The organism is Neisseria sp. P0021.S005, from assembly GCF_051956955.1.
This window is the reverse complement of record NZ_JBQCWY010000042.1, coordinates 1-14,962: the sequence shown is the minus strand read 5'-3', so window position 1 is coordinate 14,962 and position 14,962 is coordinate 1. Positions and strand designations below refer to the sequence as shown.

The window sequence follows — 14,962 nt, the reverse complement described above, 5'->3', positions numbered from 1 at the left end:
TAGAAGATAAAGGGAAGAAAGATATGTACTTAAAGGCATTTGACAGAAAATGGGATAGGGCAACTGTGCAGAGGGGCTACTCCTTGATACAGCTGCTGGTGGTGATGCTGCTGGTTTCGATCTTGGCGACGTAAGATATTAGGCCGTCTGAAAGATACTTAAGATTAGCTTTCAGACGGCCTTGTTGTAAGATGAATTTTTGATATTGGCGTACTTTTTTAAATACAGATAAAATCCCTGCTAATTATTTATAACGATATTTTTAGGATACACAGTGCTTGCTTTGGATTATTGTCATCAAAAGGTTGCCGAAAGCCATTCCAGTTTTTTATCCGGCTTTCGTTTTTTATCGGTAGAAAAACGGAATGCGATCACTGTTTTATACGCTTTTTGTCGCGAACTAGACGATGTAGTTGATAGCTGTACCGATCCAAATGTAGCTCAGATAACGTTGAACTGGTGGCGCAGTGATTTGGAGAAAGTGTTTAATAATGAGATGCCTGAGCATCCCGTTCATCAGGCTTTAAAAGATATTCGGGAAAATTTTGACTTGCCGAAGAATGAATTTGAGGCCTTGATTGATGGCATGCAGATGGATTTGGAGCAGGCTCGTTATGGTAGTTTTGATGAATTAAAGCTGTATTGTCACCGTGTTGCCGGAGTTGTGGGGCGTCTTATTGCGCGGATTTTAGGTTTTTCCAATCTGAAAACTTTGGAATATGCGGACAAAATGGGCTTGGCTTTGCAGTTGACGAACATTATTCGTGATGTGGGCGAAGATGCGCGACAAGGAAGAATTTATCTGCCGATAGAGGAAATGCAGAAGTTTGACGTACCTGCCAACGTAATTATGCAGTGCAAACCGACAGAAAATTTTGCACAATTGATGCAGTTTCAAGTGAATAGGGCGCGTGAAACTTATCGTGAAGCGATGTTGCTTTTGCCGGCTGAGGATAAGAAATCACAAAAAGTCGGCCTGATTATGGCGGCTATTTATTATGCGTTGTTGAATGAAATTGACCGTGATGGTGCGCAAAATGTGTTGACTTATAAAATTGCGATTCCTTCTCCCCGTAAAAAACGTATTGCTTTGAAAACTTGGCTGTTTGGATTTAAACCATGAAGACTAAGCGTCCAAAAATTGCTGTAATTGGTGCCGGTTGGGCAGGTTTGTCTGCGGCGGTTTCCCTGATTCATCGAGCCGATATTTCTTTGTTTGAGGCTGGGAGACAGGCTGGCGGTAGGGCGCGTAGCATAGCTGGGAAAGATGGTGGATTCAGCTTTTTGGATAATGGGCAGCATATCTTGTTGGGTGCGTATCATGGTGTTCAAACTTTGATGCAACATATCGGCGTTCAACCTGAATCAGCCTTTTTACGCCAGCCTTTGCGATGGTACATTCATGAGGGATTGCAGTTTCAGACGGCCTCTCTGCCTGCGCCTTGGCATTTGCTTGTCGGTATCCTGCGTGCTAAAAATCTTTCTTTTTCATTGAAAATCAAATTGCTGTCGGATATGTCGGCATTGCAACGTTGGGCTGATCATCATAAAACCGATTTGACGGTTGCAAAGTGGTTGAGAACACGAAATGTTCCGCGCAGCCTGCTTGGGCAATTTTGGCAACCTTTGGTTTGGGGTGCTTTAAATACGCCGTTAGAACAGGCATCGTTGCGCATTTTATGTAATGTATTGAATGATGGCGTGTGGTCTGAAAAGGCGAACAGCGATTATCTTTTGCCTAAGCAGGATTTAGGGCGGATCGTAGCCGAACCGGCTTTGGATTTTCTGCACAAGCATGGTGCAGAAATACATCTTGAAACTCGTATTTCCCATTTAAACCATCATATCGATGGCCGAGTTGAAATCAATGGCGAAGTATTTGATGCGGTTGTTTTGGCTATTGCACCATATCATGTTGACGCACTTCTGCCTGAAGATACGCCTGACTATATTCAGACGGCCTATCAATCGTTGCATTACCATGCGATTACTACGGTTTATTTGCGTTATGCACAAGCAGTCAAACTACCTGAGCCTTTAACGGGATTTTTTGATGGTGCGGCGCAATGGGTGTTACATCGGGGGGCGTTGGGTTTGCCGGATAATGAAGTCGCGGTCGTCATCAGCGTTTCCGATTACACCGAGGCACGGAAGGATAAAGATTTAGCCGAGAAAATTCATGCGGACATTAAGCGGATTTGTCCGGATTTGGGTACGCCTGAAGCCGTACGCATTATTACTGAAAAACGCGCGACTACGGCGGCAACGGTTGATTTTGTACAACCTGATTTCTCATGGTTGCATCATCGCCGTATTTATCCAGCCGGCGACTATCTCCATCCGCGTTATCCGGCAACATTGGAAGCTGCGGTTCAGTCGGGCTTTGCTGCGGCTGAAAAACTTATGCTGGATTTGCGGGTTGAATAAACTGAGGCCGTCTGAATGTTCAGACGGCCTTTTTGACTTTACAAAACTTACCAAGCCGATACAATATCCAAAACCATAAAGTTCAAGGAAAAGTCATGACGACATTAGCGAACAAAACCATCTTGATTACCGGCGCATCCCAAGGCTTGGGCGAGCAGGTTGCCAAAGCCTATGCGGCTGCCGGAGCGACTGTCATTTTGGTGGCGCGTCATCAAAAGCGTTTGGAAAAAGTATATGATGCCATTGTGGCTGCGGGCAGCCCTGAGCCGTTTGCCATCTGCTTTGATTTGATGAGCGCGGAGGAGAAAGAGTTTAAGCAATTTGCGGAGACTATTGATGAAGCGACCGGCGGAAAATTGGATGGCGTGGTACATTGTGCCAGCTATTTCTATGCCTTGTCGCCATTGGATTTTCAAACCGTATCGGAATGGGTCAACCAATACCGTATCAACACCGTTGCGCCTATGGGTTTGACCCGTGCGCTGTTCCCATTGTTGAAGCAATCCGAAGATGCTTCTGTGATTTTTGTCGGCGAAAGCCACGGCGAAAAACCGCAAGCCTATTGGGGCGGTTTCGGTGCCTCCAAAGCTGCGCTCAATTATTTGTGTAAAGTGGCCGCGGACGAGTGGGAACGTTTTGACAACCTGCGTGCCAATGTTTTGGTGCCGGGCGCCATCAATTCGCCGCAACGTATTAAATCGCATCCGGGCGAATCGAAAAGCGAACGTAAAAACTACGAAGATGTCCTGCCGCAATTTATTTGGTGGGCAAGTCAAGAGAGCAGGGGGCGGACAGGCGAAATCGTCTATCTGTAAATCTACCTGCTCAGAGTGGTTTGAGAACATGAGGCCGTCTGAAATCTATATTTTCAGACGGCCTTTAACTTATTGAGTTTTATATCTAAATAATGTTGAAGTGTAATGTTTGACGTTTTAGCAGGCAAACATCAGGCTGGCACAAAATTAGATATAGTAATCTAAGTTATAGTTGTATTGGATAAATATGACGGAATTTGACTTTATCAGACAATATTTGCAGCGACAAAAATCGGAAGGTTTGATTTTGGGCATAGGGGACGATGCCGCTATTATTCGCCCAAGTAACGGATTTGATTTATGTTTTAGCGCTGATATGTTGGTTAAGGGCAGACATTTTTTTGAAGATGTTTCACCTGAAGATTTGGCATGGAAAATGCTTGCAGTAAACTTATCCGATATGGCCGCTATGGGTGCCAAACCACGTTGGGTGTTGCTCAGTGCTGCGCTGCCTGAATTGAATCAAGACTGGCTCAAACGTTTTTGCGATAGCTTTTTTGCTTTGGCCGCGCGTTTTGATACGGTGTTGATTGGTGGCGATACCACCAAAGGCGATTTGGTCTTTAATGTAACAATAGTAGGTGAAGTTCCGACAGGGAATGCCCTGCGGCGTGATGCGGCCGAAGTCGGCGACGATATTTGGGTATCGGGTCGGTTGGGTTTGGCTGCCGCTGCTTTGAACAAACATCTGGGGCATTATCAATTACCGTCTGAAATCATGGCAGTTTGCGATGATAAATTGCTCCGTCCGGAACCGCGCGTTTCATTGGGGCAGGCATTGTTGCCGTTTGCCCATGCCGCGCAAGATGTTTCAGACGGCCTGGCTCAAGATGTGGGGCATATTTTAAAAGCCTCTGCTGTCGGGGCGGAAATATTTGCCGATTGTGTGCCGTCGTTGCCTGAATTGAAAAACGTTTTGTCGCGCGAACAATGGTTGTCGGCGGTATTAGCCGGCGGCGATGATTACGAACTGATTTTTACTGCTGCTCCAGAAGATAGGGAACGCGTTTATCAGGTAGCGGAACAAAGTGGCGTACCGGTCGCCCGAATTGGTAAAATGACTGACTCAGGCCGTCTGAATATTTTGGATGCCGAAGGCGGCGTATTGGAACTGACTTCTTTAGGATTTGATCATTTTGGCTGAACGTAAACCTACTTTTTCTTGGCTGTTGCACAAACCATTGTGTTTTTTAGGATTCGGTTTTGGCAGCGGCTTGTCGCCGGTTGCTCCGGGTACGGCCGGAACGCTGGCAGCATTACCTCTGGCTTTTGTATTGTGCCTGTTGGGCATAGACGGCTGGATATTGCTTTTATTGTGTATCGCCTTGTTCTTCTGGGGTATCCGCATTTGCGGTTATACCGAGAGGGAGCTGGGTATTCAGGATTACGGCGGTATCGTCTGGGATGAAATTGTCGCGATGCTGTTGGTGCTGTCGCTGATTCCGTTTAAATGGAGCTGGTGGCTGGCGGCTTTTGTTATTTTCCGCTTGTTTGATGCGTTGAAACCATGGCCGATAAAATGGTTTGACCAATGGATTCATGGAGGTTTAGGCATTATGCTTGATGATTTGATTGCGGCTGTGATGACCTTGATGGTCTTGGGCCTGTTTTATTGGATCGCGTGATGCGTTTTAAGTGTTTCGACCCTTTGCAAAAATAGGGCGGGCACGCCGGAATTATCCGGATATTGAAATAAAATAAATACCATACGGGGTAAACAATTATGAATGAAATCGAGATTAACGTGGAGCCGCGTTATATGGCCGGTCAGAGCGACGTCTATCGCGACCGTTACGCCTTCAATTATCTGATCACCATCTGCAACCGCAGTGATAAAATCATTACTTTGCGTCAGCGTTTTTGGGAAATCACCGACGGACACGGTGAGACAGAGCAGGTCGGTCATGTTGGCCTGATTGAAGAGCAACCTGTTTTGTACCCGGGCGAAGCCTATGAGTACAACAGCGGTTCGCAAATCAGCACGCCTTGGGGCAGTATCGAAGGCGCGTATGAGTTTGAAGACAGCATCGGCAAACGTTTCGTTATCGGGGTGCCGAAGCTTGAATTCAAAGCAGGCTTTACTTTGCAATAGGTCGTCTGAAAAATAAAACCGGAACATGGGAAATGTTCCGGTTTTATTTTTCAGACGACCTTATCAGTCTTTGCAAGGCTGTACCAATACCCACGGCGCTACGACAACCGCCCACATTTCCTGCTTATCCGCTAAAAATGTGCGTGCCATATCATCGCTGATGGCACCGAATTTGCCTTGTTCCATCCATTGTTTCAATGGCGCGGCTTCATCTTCGGCAACATGACGGGCGACGGCAATCAAATCCAAATCGGGCGCAACATAGACGGCGGCACCGCGTGCGAAGTGGGGTTGCAGCTCTTCCCATGAAATGCGGGCGGTTTCGGTATTGAGTTTTTCGTTTAAGAGTGGAATAGACATAGGACAATCATCAAATAAAAAACGGATTGTAACCGATATTCGGCCTTTTGCCCGATGCCGTCTGAAAACGAAAGAAATTTACAGGGTTAACGTTATACAGTATCATTTTAATGTTTTAATTTTCTTTCAGACGGCCTGTTGTCCGTATTTGGACAAGGGCGGTTTTAGGCTTATGAATTCTGTATTGTTGACCGGATTGCTGCAAAGGCTGCTGATTGCGCTTGTCGCATTGGCGGCGTTGTGGGCTGTATATTTTTGGGCGGTATCGCCATGAGTATCGTGGTGGAAAATCTGACGGTCAGCTATCAGCGCAGGCCGGTGGTGCACCATGTCGATATGGTGTTTGAAGATGGCAAAATGTGGACGATTTTCGGGCCGAACGGCGCGGGTAAATCGACCCTGCTCAAAGCCATTATGGGCTTGCAGAAGACGGATACGGGCAGCGTGCGCTATGAAAATATGGCACGCAAGGATATTGCCTATCTGCCGCAGCAGTCGGACATTGACCGCAGCCAGCCGATGACGGTGTTTGAACTGGCAGCGATGGGGCTGTGGTATGAAATCGGCTTTTTCGGGCGTGTGAACGCGGCGCAGAAAAAGCGCGTGATGGTGGCTTTGGAACGCGTGGAAATGCAGGATTTTGCCACGCGCCAAATCGCGCACTTGTCCAATGGCCAATTCCAACGCGTATTGTTTGCGCGGATGCTAGTGCAGGATGCCAAATTTTTGCTGCTGGATGAGCCGTTTAACGCGGTGGATGCGCGGACGACTTATGCGCTGTTGGAAGTTTTGCGCCAGTGCCATCAGGACGGTCAGGCAGTGATTGCCGTGTTGCATGATTACGAGCAGGTGCGGGCATATTTTGCCAACACGCTGCTTTTGGCGCGTGAAAAAGTGACAGCCGGTGCGACGGAAAATGTGTTGACCGATGAATTTTTGGCACAGGCCAACCGAATGATGCAGAAGCAGGAAGCGGCCGATTGGTGCGCGGTTTAATGGACAAGGCCGTCTGAAAGTAAGTGTTTTTCAGACGGCCTCAGGCTTTCAGAGATTAATAAAAAAGCGATAAAACATGGATTTATATGATTTGGTCGTCGCGCCGTTCGTCGAATTCGACTTTATGCGCTATGCCCTGGCGTCGATTTTCTGCCTGGCATTGAGCGCGGCGCCTGTCGGTGTATTTTTGGTGATGCGCCGCATGAGTTTGGTGGGCGATGCCTTGAGCCATGCGGTTTTGCCCGGTGCGGCCATTGGCTATATGTTTGCCGGTTTGAGTTTGCCTGCGATGAGTGTTGGCGGTTTTGCAGCCGGTTTGCTGATGGCTTTGTTGGCCGGTTTAGTCAGCCGGTTTACTTCATTGAAAGAAGATGCGAACTTTGCCGCATTTTATTTGAGCAGCCTCGCCATCGGTGTGGTTTTGGTCAGCAAAAACGGCAGCAGCGTCGATTTGCTGCATTTGCTGTTTGGCTCGGTCTTGGCGGTGGATATTCCGGCTTTGCAGCTGATTGCCGTTTCTGCAAGTGTCACTATTTTGCTGATGGCGGTCATGTTCCGCCCGCTGGTGTTGGAAAGCATAGACCCTTTGTTCCTCAAGGCTGTCGGCGGTAAGGGCGGCTTTTGGCATGTGTTGTTTTTGGTACTGGTCGTGATGAATCTGGTTGCCGGTTTTCAGGCATTGGGTACGCTGATGTCGGTCGGTTTGATGATGTTGCCGGCGATTACTGCCAGACTGTGGGCGAAAAGCATGGGTTGGCTGATGATTTTGTCGGTCGCATTGGCTTTGCTTTGCGGCTTGGCAGGATTGTTGTTTTCCTACCATATCGAAATCCCGTCCGGCCCGGCGATTATTTTATGCTGCGGCACGCTTTACCTGATTTCCGTCGTGTTCGGTTGGGAAGGCGGCATTTTGGCAAAATGGCTGCGCCGCAAGAAACACCGCACGGCATGATTTTTCAGACGGCCGCTTGAATAATCAGACAGTCTGTCTTATGATGATGTTAATGTTACGTTATATCACTGGAGAGAATATGAAACATTGGAAACTCGGCATCGTTGCCGCATTATTGACCGGTGCCGCTTATGCCGCTCCGTTGCCTGTTGTCACCAGCTTCAGCATTTTGGGCGACGTGGCCAAACAGATTGGCGGCGACCGCGTGGCCGTTCAAAGCTTGGTGGGTGCCAACCAAGACAGCCATGCCTACCACATGACCAGCGGCGACATCAAAAAAATCCGCAGCGCAAAATTGGTATTGCTCAACGGCTTGGGCTTGGAAGCCGCCGATGTACAACGCGCAGTTAAACAAAGCAAAGTGCCTTTCGCCGAAGCGACCAAAGGCATTCAGGCTTTGAAAGCAGAAGAGGGCGGCCATCATCATGACCACGATCATGAAGGCCATCATCACGATCACGGCGAATTTGACCCGCACGTTTGGACCGACCCCGTCTTGATGGGTACTTATGCGCAAAACGTTGCCAATGCGCTGATTCAAGCCGACCCTGAAGGCAAAACCTACTATCAGCAACGTTTGGGCAACTATCAAATGCAGCTGAAAAAATTGCACAGCGATGCGCAGGCTGCCTTTAATGCCGTACCTGCCGCCAAGCGTAAAGTCTTGACCGGACACGATGCGTTCACGTACATGGGCAAACGCTACAATATTGAATTCATCGCCCCTCAAGGCGTGAGCAGCGAAGCCGAGCCGTCTGCCAAACAAGTGGCTTCCATCATCCGTCAAATCAAACGCGAGGGCATTAAAGCCGTCTTTACCGAAAACATCAAAGACACGCGCATGATTGACCGTATCGCCAAAGAAACCGGCGTCAATGTCAGCGGACGTTTGTATTCCGATGCACTGGGTGGCGCACCGGCCAACAGTTACATCGGCATGTACCGCTACAATGTCAAAGTTTTGACTGATGCCATGAAAAAATAAAACGGTTTCAAGATAAAGGCCGTCTGAAACTTGGAAACAAGGTTTCAGACGGCCTTTTATATGCTTATTTTTAAAACAAATCGTCAAATTTAAAATATAAAAATTAGTTTTGTGCTATTAAAAGCTTAATTATCAAAAATTCATGCCAATTTGCTTGATAAGTACGCACCATCCGTGCGAATTGCTTATCGGCTGTCCGTCAGCCACTCACGGCTTGACTTCACCCTGTTACAATTCGGCATCTTCACGTTTCTTAAACTTACATCATGAGCAATCATTCGTCTTGGTCATCCAAAATCGGCTTTGTGCTTGCTGCGGCAGGCTCGGCCATCGGTTTGGGTGCAATTTGGAAATTCCCTTATACAGCCGGTACCAACGGCGGCGCCGTATTCTTTCTTTTGTTTTTGATTTTCACCATTTTGGTGGCTTTACCGGTTCAACTGGCTGAGTTTTACATCGGCCGTACAGGCGGTAAAAACGCCATTGATTCCTTTAAAGTATTGCGCCCGGGTTCGCAGTGGCCGTGGGTCGGCCGCATGGGTGTGGCCGCGTGTTTTATTTTGCTGTCGTTTTATAGCGTGGTCGGCGGCTGGGTATTGAACTACGTCGTGCACAGCTTTACCGGTGAAATTCATGCCGGCGCAGACTTTGAAGCCTTGTTCGGCAACACGATTTCTTCACCGTTTGGTTCGCTGTTTTACCAAGGCTTGTTCATGCTGATTACCATTTGGGTGGTTAAAGGCGGCATTTCAGACGGCATTGAAAAGGCAAACCGCGTGTTGATGCCGGGTTTGTTTATCCTTTTTATCGCGCTGGCTATCCGTTCGCTGACCTTGCCCGGCGCAATGGAGGGCGTGGCATTCTTGTTGAAACCGGATTGGTCGTATTTGAAACCGGGTACGATGCTGACTGCTTTGGGTCAGGCATTTTTTGCGTTGAGTATTGGCGTGTCCGCGATGATTACCTATGCCTCGTATTTGGGTAAGGATCAGGATATGTTCCGCTCCGGCCATATGATTATGTGGATGAACCTGTTTGTGTCGCTGCTGGCCGGTTTGGTGATTTTCCCTGCGGTATTTGCCTTCGGTTTTGAACCCGGCCAAGGCCCTGGTTTGATTTTTGTCGTGTTGCCTGCGGTCTTCATGAAAATGCCGATGGGTACGTATTTGTTTGCCGTGTTTATGCTGTTGGTTGTCTTTGCGACGCTGACTTCCGCGTTTTCCATGCTGGAAACCGTTATCGCGGCAACCATCCGCCAAGACGAGAAAAAGCGCAGCAGCCACGCTTGGGTAACCGGTATTGCGATTTTCATAGTTGGTATTCCTTCGGCGCTGTCATTTGGCGTTTGGGGCGATTTTAAGATTTTCGGAAAAACTATTTTTGATTTGTGGGACTTCATTATTTCTGCCGTCATCATGCCGATTGGCGCATTGAGCGTTGCCGTGTTTACATCATGGGTTCAGGACAAACAGTCTGTCCTGCGTGATGCGGGCATGGGCAGCACCATTCCGAAACAGCTGCTTTACCTGTGGTTGGGTGCGCTTCGCTATCTTGCGCCGATTGCGATTATTGTCGTGTTCATCAACTCTTTGGGTTTGATTTAATCCGATAGAGAGCAAACAGTCCGGCGTTGCATTGTTTCGCCGGACTGTTTGTTTAAAAACATCATTAAAAATATTAAGGCCGTCTGAAAATTTTTCAGACGGCCTTTTTATATACGCATGAGGCTGATTAGAACTTCGCTTGCAGTCTCAGCCATGCAGTACGGCCGGGTTCGTTCACGCGCATGGTTTGTGTACCGGCAGACGGGTCGCCGCCGCGGCTGACGAATTCAGCATAGTTTTTGTTGAACACGTTGTCCACGCCACCTTGTAATGTGGCGTATTTGCTGAATTTCCAACCAGCGTTGAGCGAGAGTACGCCAAAGCCCGAAGAAGCGCCGATGTCTTGGCCGACGATATTGCCTTGGCCTTTGCTGTAACGGTTTTGTTTGGCCACGACGCGCCATAATGCGCCCGCACTGAATTTGCCGTTGTCAAAGGCGAGGGTGTTGTTCCACTCGAGCGGTGGCGTTTGTGCCAAAGGTTTGCCGTCGGTACGGTTTTTGCCGTGGGTGTAGGCGAGGCTGGTGCCGACTTCCCAGTTAGGCGCAAATGTCCATTTGACTTCGGCTTCGCCGCCAAAGCGTGAAGCGTTGATGTTGCGCACGTTGAAAATCTTGTCTTTGCTCTCCATCATGATGAAGTCTTTGATGTCGCTGCCGAATACGGATACGGATGCGTGGAGATTAGGACGTTTCCAGATTACGCCTGCATCGATTTGGCGGTTTTGCTCTGCGCGGATGGCTTTGTTTTCAGAGTGCAGGCGTTCCCAGTAGTCAGGCGCGCGTTCGGCAATGCCGAATCCGGCATAGTATTTCAGACCGTTGTCCGTATTTCTTTCCCAACGCAGGAAGCCTGAGTTCAAATTGAATTTCTGATGTTTCAAAACGGGGTCGGTAACACGCGCGGTATCGTAATGCGCTTTGACTTGGTCATGGCGAAAACCTGCTACCCAGCGTTGATTGTCGGTTTGTTGCCAAGAGGCTTCGGTGAAAATACCCCATTGTTTGAAACTTTGGTTGGGCATGTAAGGCTTGTGGCTGTAGCCGTCGCCGCCACGCTCATGACGCGCGACGTGGACGTCGTCCAAATAATCCAAACCGGTTTGCAGGTTGAGCTTGTCCCAATCGAAAGTGGCTTTCAGACGGCCTGTATCGGTATTGCGTTTAGGGTTGTTGGCATTTTTAATCTGCTTGCCGGCAGGATTGTAGATGGTACGCAGGCTGTATGTGTCCATCACGTGGTCGATTTCGCTTTTACCGTAGCGCAGTTCCAACTCGCTGAACCATGGTGTGAGGTTGCGTTGGGTAAAACGGATATTCCACGCATCACGGTCGAATTTGCTGCCGTCCATCATGCGGTCGGCGTAGGCAACCTTGGCTCTGCTGCGCTCGTATGTGCCGGCAATGGTGGTGTTTTCTGTCGGAGTAACACCCAGTTGCAACATTTGGCTGTCGCGTTTGAAGTGGGAGTGAATGCGGTTGCCGTCGCCGTCTTTGTAATCGTCGGCTTCGTTATGGGAGATATTGGTACGGACATAGCCGTATTTGCCGCCGAACTCGGCTTCCAGCGAGCCGTCAAGGCGGTCGTTGCTGCCTGCTGTCAGGGTGGCGTTAATATTGTAAGGTTTCTCAGTGAAATCAGGATCTGTACGGATAAATTGCACTGAGCCGCTGACCAAACCCATGCCTTGGGTAACGGTTTGCGGGCCTTTAGTAACCACGACTTTATCAAATGAATTGGGGTGGATATAGGCAGTCGGCGGGTCCATGCGCATACCGCAACCGCCATAAATAAACTGATCGTCGGCATTGACGGAGAGGCGCGAGCCGCCCAAACCACGGAACAGCGGATCGCCCGAGCTACCTCCTTTACGGATGATGCTCATGTTGGGCACGGATTGTAAAAGGTCTGCCCCGTCTCCGGCAGGGAGGGGTTGCAAAGCAGCTTTGGGGTTGAAAGTAACGCGGTTGGCTTTTTGTTGTTGTGTGCCGGTGACGGTGACAGGGGAAAGGGTAACCGTTTCTTCAGGTGTAGGATCGGTATCTGCCCATGTTTGGGATACGGCTAAGGTAATGGGTAAGATAAGTAATGGTGGGTATTTCATATTGTTTCTCTCTATTATTAGGAATTATGTTAACTAATACCTAAGTATTATACATAAAGTCTAGTTAAATAGAAGCAGCGGGATTTTAATCTAAATCAATATTTTCAGATTTTGGGCGCATAGGTTGTTTATTAAGATTGGTCATACCAAAATATTGATTTGAAGGCATTGGTGAGGTTACTTGATAAAAATGAATGTGTTTGAATTAAACTGCTTGCGATGGGAAGAATGGCATTCCTTGACGAAAAAATAGGGGATTGATTAGAATGAGCGGCCAATTGGTCAATCCAATTTATGGCCGTTTGAATACAACTGTCCTTCAATCATCAGGAATACAACATGACGAAATTGGTTCGTCCGCAAAAAATCAGCGATCAGGTTTTAGCCGTTTTGGAAGAACGTATCGCGACCGGCATTTATGAAGAAGGCAGTAAATTGCCTCCCGAACGTACGCTTGCGGAAGAATTCGGCGTATCGCGTCCGTCAGTCAGGGTGGCATTGAATATCTTGATTGCCAAGCAGGTTTTGGAAGCGCGGCAGGGCGATGGCTATTATGTTTCCGTCAAGCCGCAGCAGGATTTTTTGCAAAGCTGGCAGGAGTTGCTCGGCAAACATACCAATTGGGAAACAGACGTATTCGATTTCAGTTGTCACGTTGAAGGCTGTATGGCGGCGCTGGCCGCCGAAAGACGGACTGACGCCGATTTGAAACGTATTGACTTCTGGCAGCAGAAGTTTGAAACGGCCTGTGAAAGCGGAAATTTGGAACATCAAGCCGAGGCAGACGTCAGTTTCCATCAAACTATTGCTGATGCCGCACACAATATCCTGTTCAGCCACCTTTCCAGCAGCCTGCTCAAAATGCTTTATCAGCAAACACGCAGCGGCATTATCTATATCCATCAAACCGAAGACCCGCGCCCGACGCTAATTGCCCAGCACCGCGCTATTTTTGAAGCCATTGCCCAGGCCAAACCGGCTGAGGCGGCGGAAGCGGCCAAACTGCATTTGAATTATGTCGCCCGCCGCATTTTGCAGGACAGGGAATATCAAAGCCGCAGCGAGCATGCGGATGTATTGGCACAAAACGATTTGAAACGAGTAGATTGGTAGCGTTTAAAAATAATCAGGCCGTCTGAATTTTTCAGACGGCCTGATTTTGCAAATAAGGCCTTTTAGTGCCACAATCTTCATTAATTCTGTCTGAAAACAAAGGAAGCACCATGTACCGTCATGTCGAGTATTATCCGGGCGACCCGATTTTGAGTTTGGTTGAAACCTTCAAACGCGACGAGCGTCCTGAAAAAGTCAATTTGAGCATAGGCATTTATTTTGATGACGAAGGCAAAATGCCGGTTTTGGAATCTGTCCGCCGGGCAGAAGCAGAGCGTGCGGCCGTACCGCGCCCCTCTCCTTATCTGCCGATGGAAGGTTTGGATACTTATCGGAGTGCCGTTCAGCGTTTGTTGTTTGGCAAGGATAATCCGGCATTGGCAGAAGGTAGCGTTGCGACCGTACAGACTTTAGGCGGCTCGGGGGCGTTGAAAGTCGGTGCCGACTTTTTGCGCCGTTGGTTCCCTGATGCAAAAGCCTATGTCAGCGATCCGACTTGGGACAACCATAAAGGCATTTTTGAAGGCGCAGGTTTTGAAGTGGGGACGTATCCTTATTACAACCCTGAAACCGTCGGCGTGAAATTTGAAGAAATGACTGCGTTTTTCAAAACATTGCCGGAAAACAGCGTCTTGATTTTGCATCCATGCTGTCAAAACCCGACCGGCGTAGATATGTCGAAAGCGCAATGGGATGAAGTGTTGGATATTATCAAAACGCACAAGCTGATTCCGTTTATGGATATTGCCTATCAAGGTTTCGGCGAAGATTTAGACAGCGATGCGTATGCAATTCGCAAAGCCGTCGAAATGGGTCTGCCTTTGTTTGTCAGCAACTCTTTCTCGAAAAACCTGTCGCTGTACGGCGAGCGCGTCGGTGGTTTGAGCGTAGTGTGTCCCAATAAGGAAGAAGCAGAGCTGGTGTTCGGACAGTTGAAATTTACCGTCCGCCGCATTTATTCCAGTCCTGCCGCGCATGGCGCATACATCGCTTCTGATGTGATGAACAGCGATGAGCTACGCGCTTTGTGGGAAAACGAGGTTTACGCCATGCGCGACCGCATCCGTGCCATGCGTCAGAAACTTTATGATGTTTTGACGGCCAAAATCCCCAATCGTGATTTCAGCTATTTCATCAAACAGCGCGGTATGTTCAGCTATACAGGCCTAACCGTAGAGCAGGTACACCGCCTGCGTGACGAGTTTGCCGTTTACCTGCTGGATTCGGGTAGGATGTGTGTGGCAGGATTGAATGCATCGAATATCGATTATGTGGCCGAAGCATTTGCCAAAGTGTTGTAATAGCCGTTCAATCTGAAATTGAATGTAGTTTTATTTGAAGTAAATCAAAAGGCCGTCTGAAAAATTTTCATCTTTCAGACGGCCTATTTATAATTGGCGCACCCAACAGGGATCGAACCTGTGACCTCCAGCTTCGGAAACTGACACTCTTCCAACTGAGCTATGGGTGCGAAAGCCGTAAGGTTAACGCATATTGGCTTTATTGGCAAAGTT

At 48.4% G+C, this 14,962-nt stretch carries 14 protein-coding genes and 1 tRNA gene; 12 read left to right on the top strand and 3 right to left on the bottom strand.

Features of this window, described 5'->3' with window-relative positions; genetic code table 11:
- The first annotated feature begins 274 nt into the window (after positions 1-274).
- The 6 genes from hpnD (at position 275) to apaG (ending at position 5,334) form a co-directional block, all read left to right on the top strand.
- On the top strand, positions 275-1,123 hold the full coding sequence (gene hpnD, locus ACTHUE_RS04465; RefSeq protein WP_004520626.1) for a presqualene diphosphate synthase HpnD: 849 nt from the start codon (positions 275-277) through the stop codon (positions 1,121-1,123).
- Positions 1,120-2,427: a hydroxysqualene dehydroxylase HpnE gene (gene hpnE, locus ACTHUE_RS04460; RefSeq protein WP_070695300.1), complete on the top strand. Its 1,308-nt coding sequence runs from the start codon at positions 1,120-1,122 to the stop codon at positions 2,425-2,427. The genes hpnD and hpnE overlap by 4 nt, the downstream gene beginning before the upstream one ends.
- Positions 2,428-2,522: 95 nt before the next feature.
- Positions 2,523-3,242: an SDR family oxidoreductase gene (locus ACTHUE_RS04455; protein ID WP_003682583.1), complete on the top strand. Its 720-nt coding sequence runs from the start codon at positions 2,523-2,525 to the stop codon at positions 3,240-3,242.
- A gap of 187 nt (positions 3,243-3,429) precedes the next feature.
- Positions 3,430-4,386 (top strand): thiamine-phosphate kinase, encoded by a 957-nt coding sequence (gene thiL, locus ACTHUE_RS04450; RefSeq protein ID WP_004520628.1) that lies wholly within the window; start codon positions 3,430-3,432, stop codon positions 4,384-4,386.
- The gene (locus tag ACTHUE_RS04445; RefSeq protein ID WP_039862448.1) at positions 4,379-4,867 is read left to right on the top strand and encodes a phosphatidylglycerophosphatase A family protein; all 489 of its coding nucleotides are present in this window, start codon (positions 4,379-4,381) and stop codon (positions 4,865-4,867) included. Before thiL ends, ACTHUE_RS04445 begins: the two co-directional genes overlap by 8 nt.
- Before the next feature lie 98 nt (positions 4,868-4,965).
- A complete protein-coding gene (gene apaG / locus ACTHUE_RS04440; RefSeq protein WP_004520630.1) occupies positions 4,966-5,334 on the top strand; it encodes a Co2+/Mg2+ efflux protein ApaG in 369 nt (122 codons plus the stop codon).
- A 63-nt stretch (positions 5,335-5,397) separates the two neighbouring features.
- Here apaG and ACTHUE_RS04435 read toward each other — a convergent pair whose 3' ends face one another.
- The gene (locus ACTHUE_RS04435) at positions 5,398-5,694 is read right to left on the bottom strand and encodes a DUF2288 domain-containing protein (protein WP_004520632.1); all 297 of its coding nucleotides are present in this window, start codon (positions 5,692-5,694) and stop codon (positions 5,398-5,400) included.
- A 270-nt stretch (positions 5,695-5,964) separates the two neighbouring features.
- Between ACTHUE_RS04435 and ACTHUE_RS04430 the strand changes: the two genes are divergently transcribed.
- The 4 genes from ACTHUE_RS04430 (at position 5,965) to ACTHUE_RS04415 (ending at position 10,231) form a co-directional block, all read left to right on the top strand.
- On the top strand, positions 5,965-6,690 hold the full coding sequence (locus ACTHUE_RS04430) for a metal ABC transporter ATP-binding protein (RefSeq protein WP_188208635.1): 726 nt from the start codon (positions 5,965-5,967) through the stop codon (positions 6,688-6,690).
- Positions 6,691-6,766: 76 nt separating this feature from the next.
- A complete protein-coding gene (locus ACTHUE_RS04425) occupies positions 6,767-7,642 on the top strand; it encodes a metal ABC transporter permease (RefSeq protein WP_003747573.1) in 876 nt (291 codons plus the stop codon).
- A gap of 79 nt (positions 7,643-7,721) precedes the next feature.
- Positions 7,722-8,627, top strand: coding sequence for a metal ABC transporter solute-binding protein, Zn/Mn family (locus ACTHUE_RS04420; RefSeq protein ID WP_049323129.1), 906 nt, complete (start codon positions 7,722-7,724; stop codon positions 8,625-8,627).
- A 266-nt stretch (positions 8,628-8,893) separates the two neighbouring features.
- Positions 8,894-10,231 carry a sodium-dependent transporter gene (locus ACTHUE_RS04415; protein ID WP_049344650.1) on the top strand — a complete coding sequence of 446 codons (1,338 nt, stop codon included), beginning with the start codon at positions 8,894-8,896 and terminating at the stop codon, positions 10,229-10,231.
- Between the two features lie 127 nt (positions 10,232-10,358).
- Here the strand turns inward: ACTHUE_RS04415 and ACTHUE_RS04410 are convergent, their stop codons facing one another.
- Complete coding sequence (locus tag ACTHUE_RS04410) at positions 10,359-12,335, bottom strand: TonB-dependent copper receptor (RefSeq protein ID WP_004520636.1); 1,977 nt, start codon at positions 12,333-12,335, stop codon at positions 10,359-10,361.
- Positions 12,336-12,674: 339 nt separating this feature from the next.
- On the opposite strand from ACTHUE_RS04410, the gene ACTHUE_RS04405 reads away from it, so the two are divergent.
- Positions 12,675-13,448: a FadR/GntR family transcriptional regulator gene (locus ACTHUE_RS04405; RefSeq protein ID WP_004520637.1), complete on the top strand. Its 774-nt coding sequence runs from the start codon at positions 12,675-12,677 to the stop codon at positions 13,446-13,448.
- Between the two features lie 110 nt (positions 13,449-13,558).
- Positions 13,559-14,749, top strand: a complete 1,191-nt coding sequence (locus ACTHUE_RS04400; protein ID WP_070695302.1) for an amino acid aminotransferase — start codon at positions 13,559-13,561, stop codon at positions 14,747-14,749.
- A 94-nt stretch (positions 14,750-14,843) separates the two neighbouring features.
- Here ACTHUE_RS04400 and ACTHUE_RS04395 read toward each other — a convergent pair.
- A tRNA-Arg gene (locus ACTHUE_RS04395) sits at positions 14,844-14,919 on the bottom strand.
- Positions 14,920-14,962: the final 43 nt, after the last annotated feature.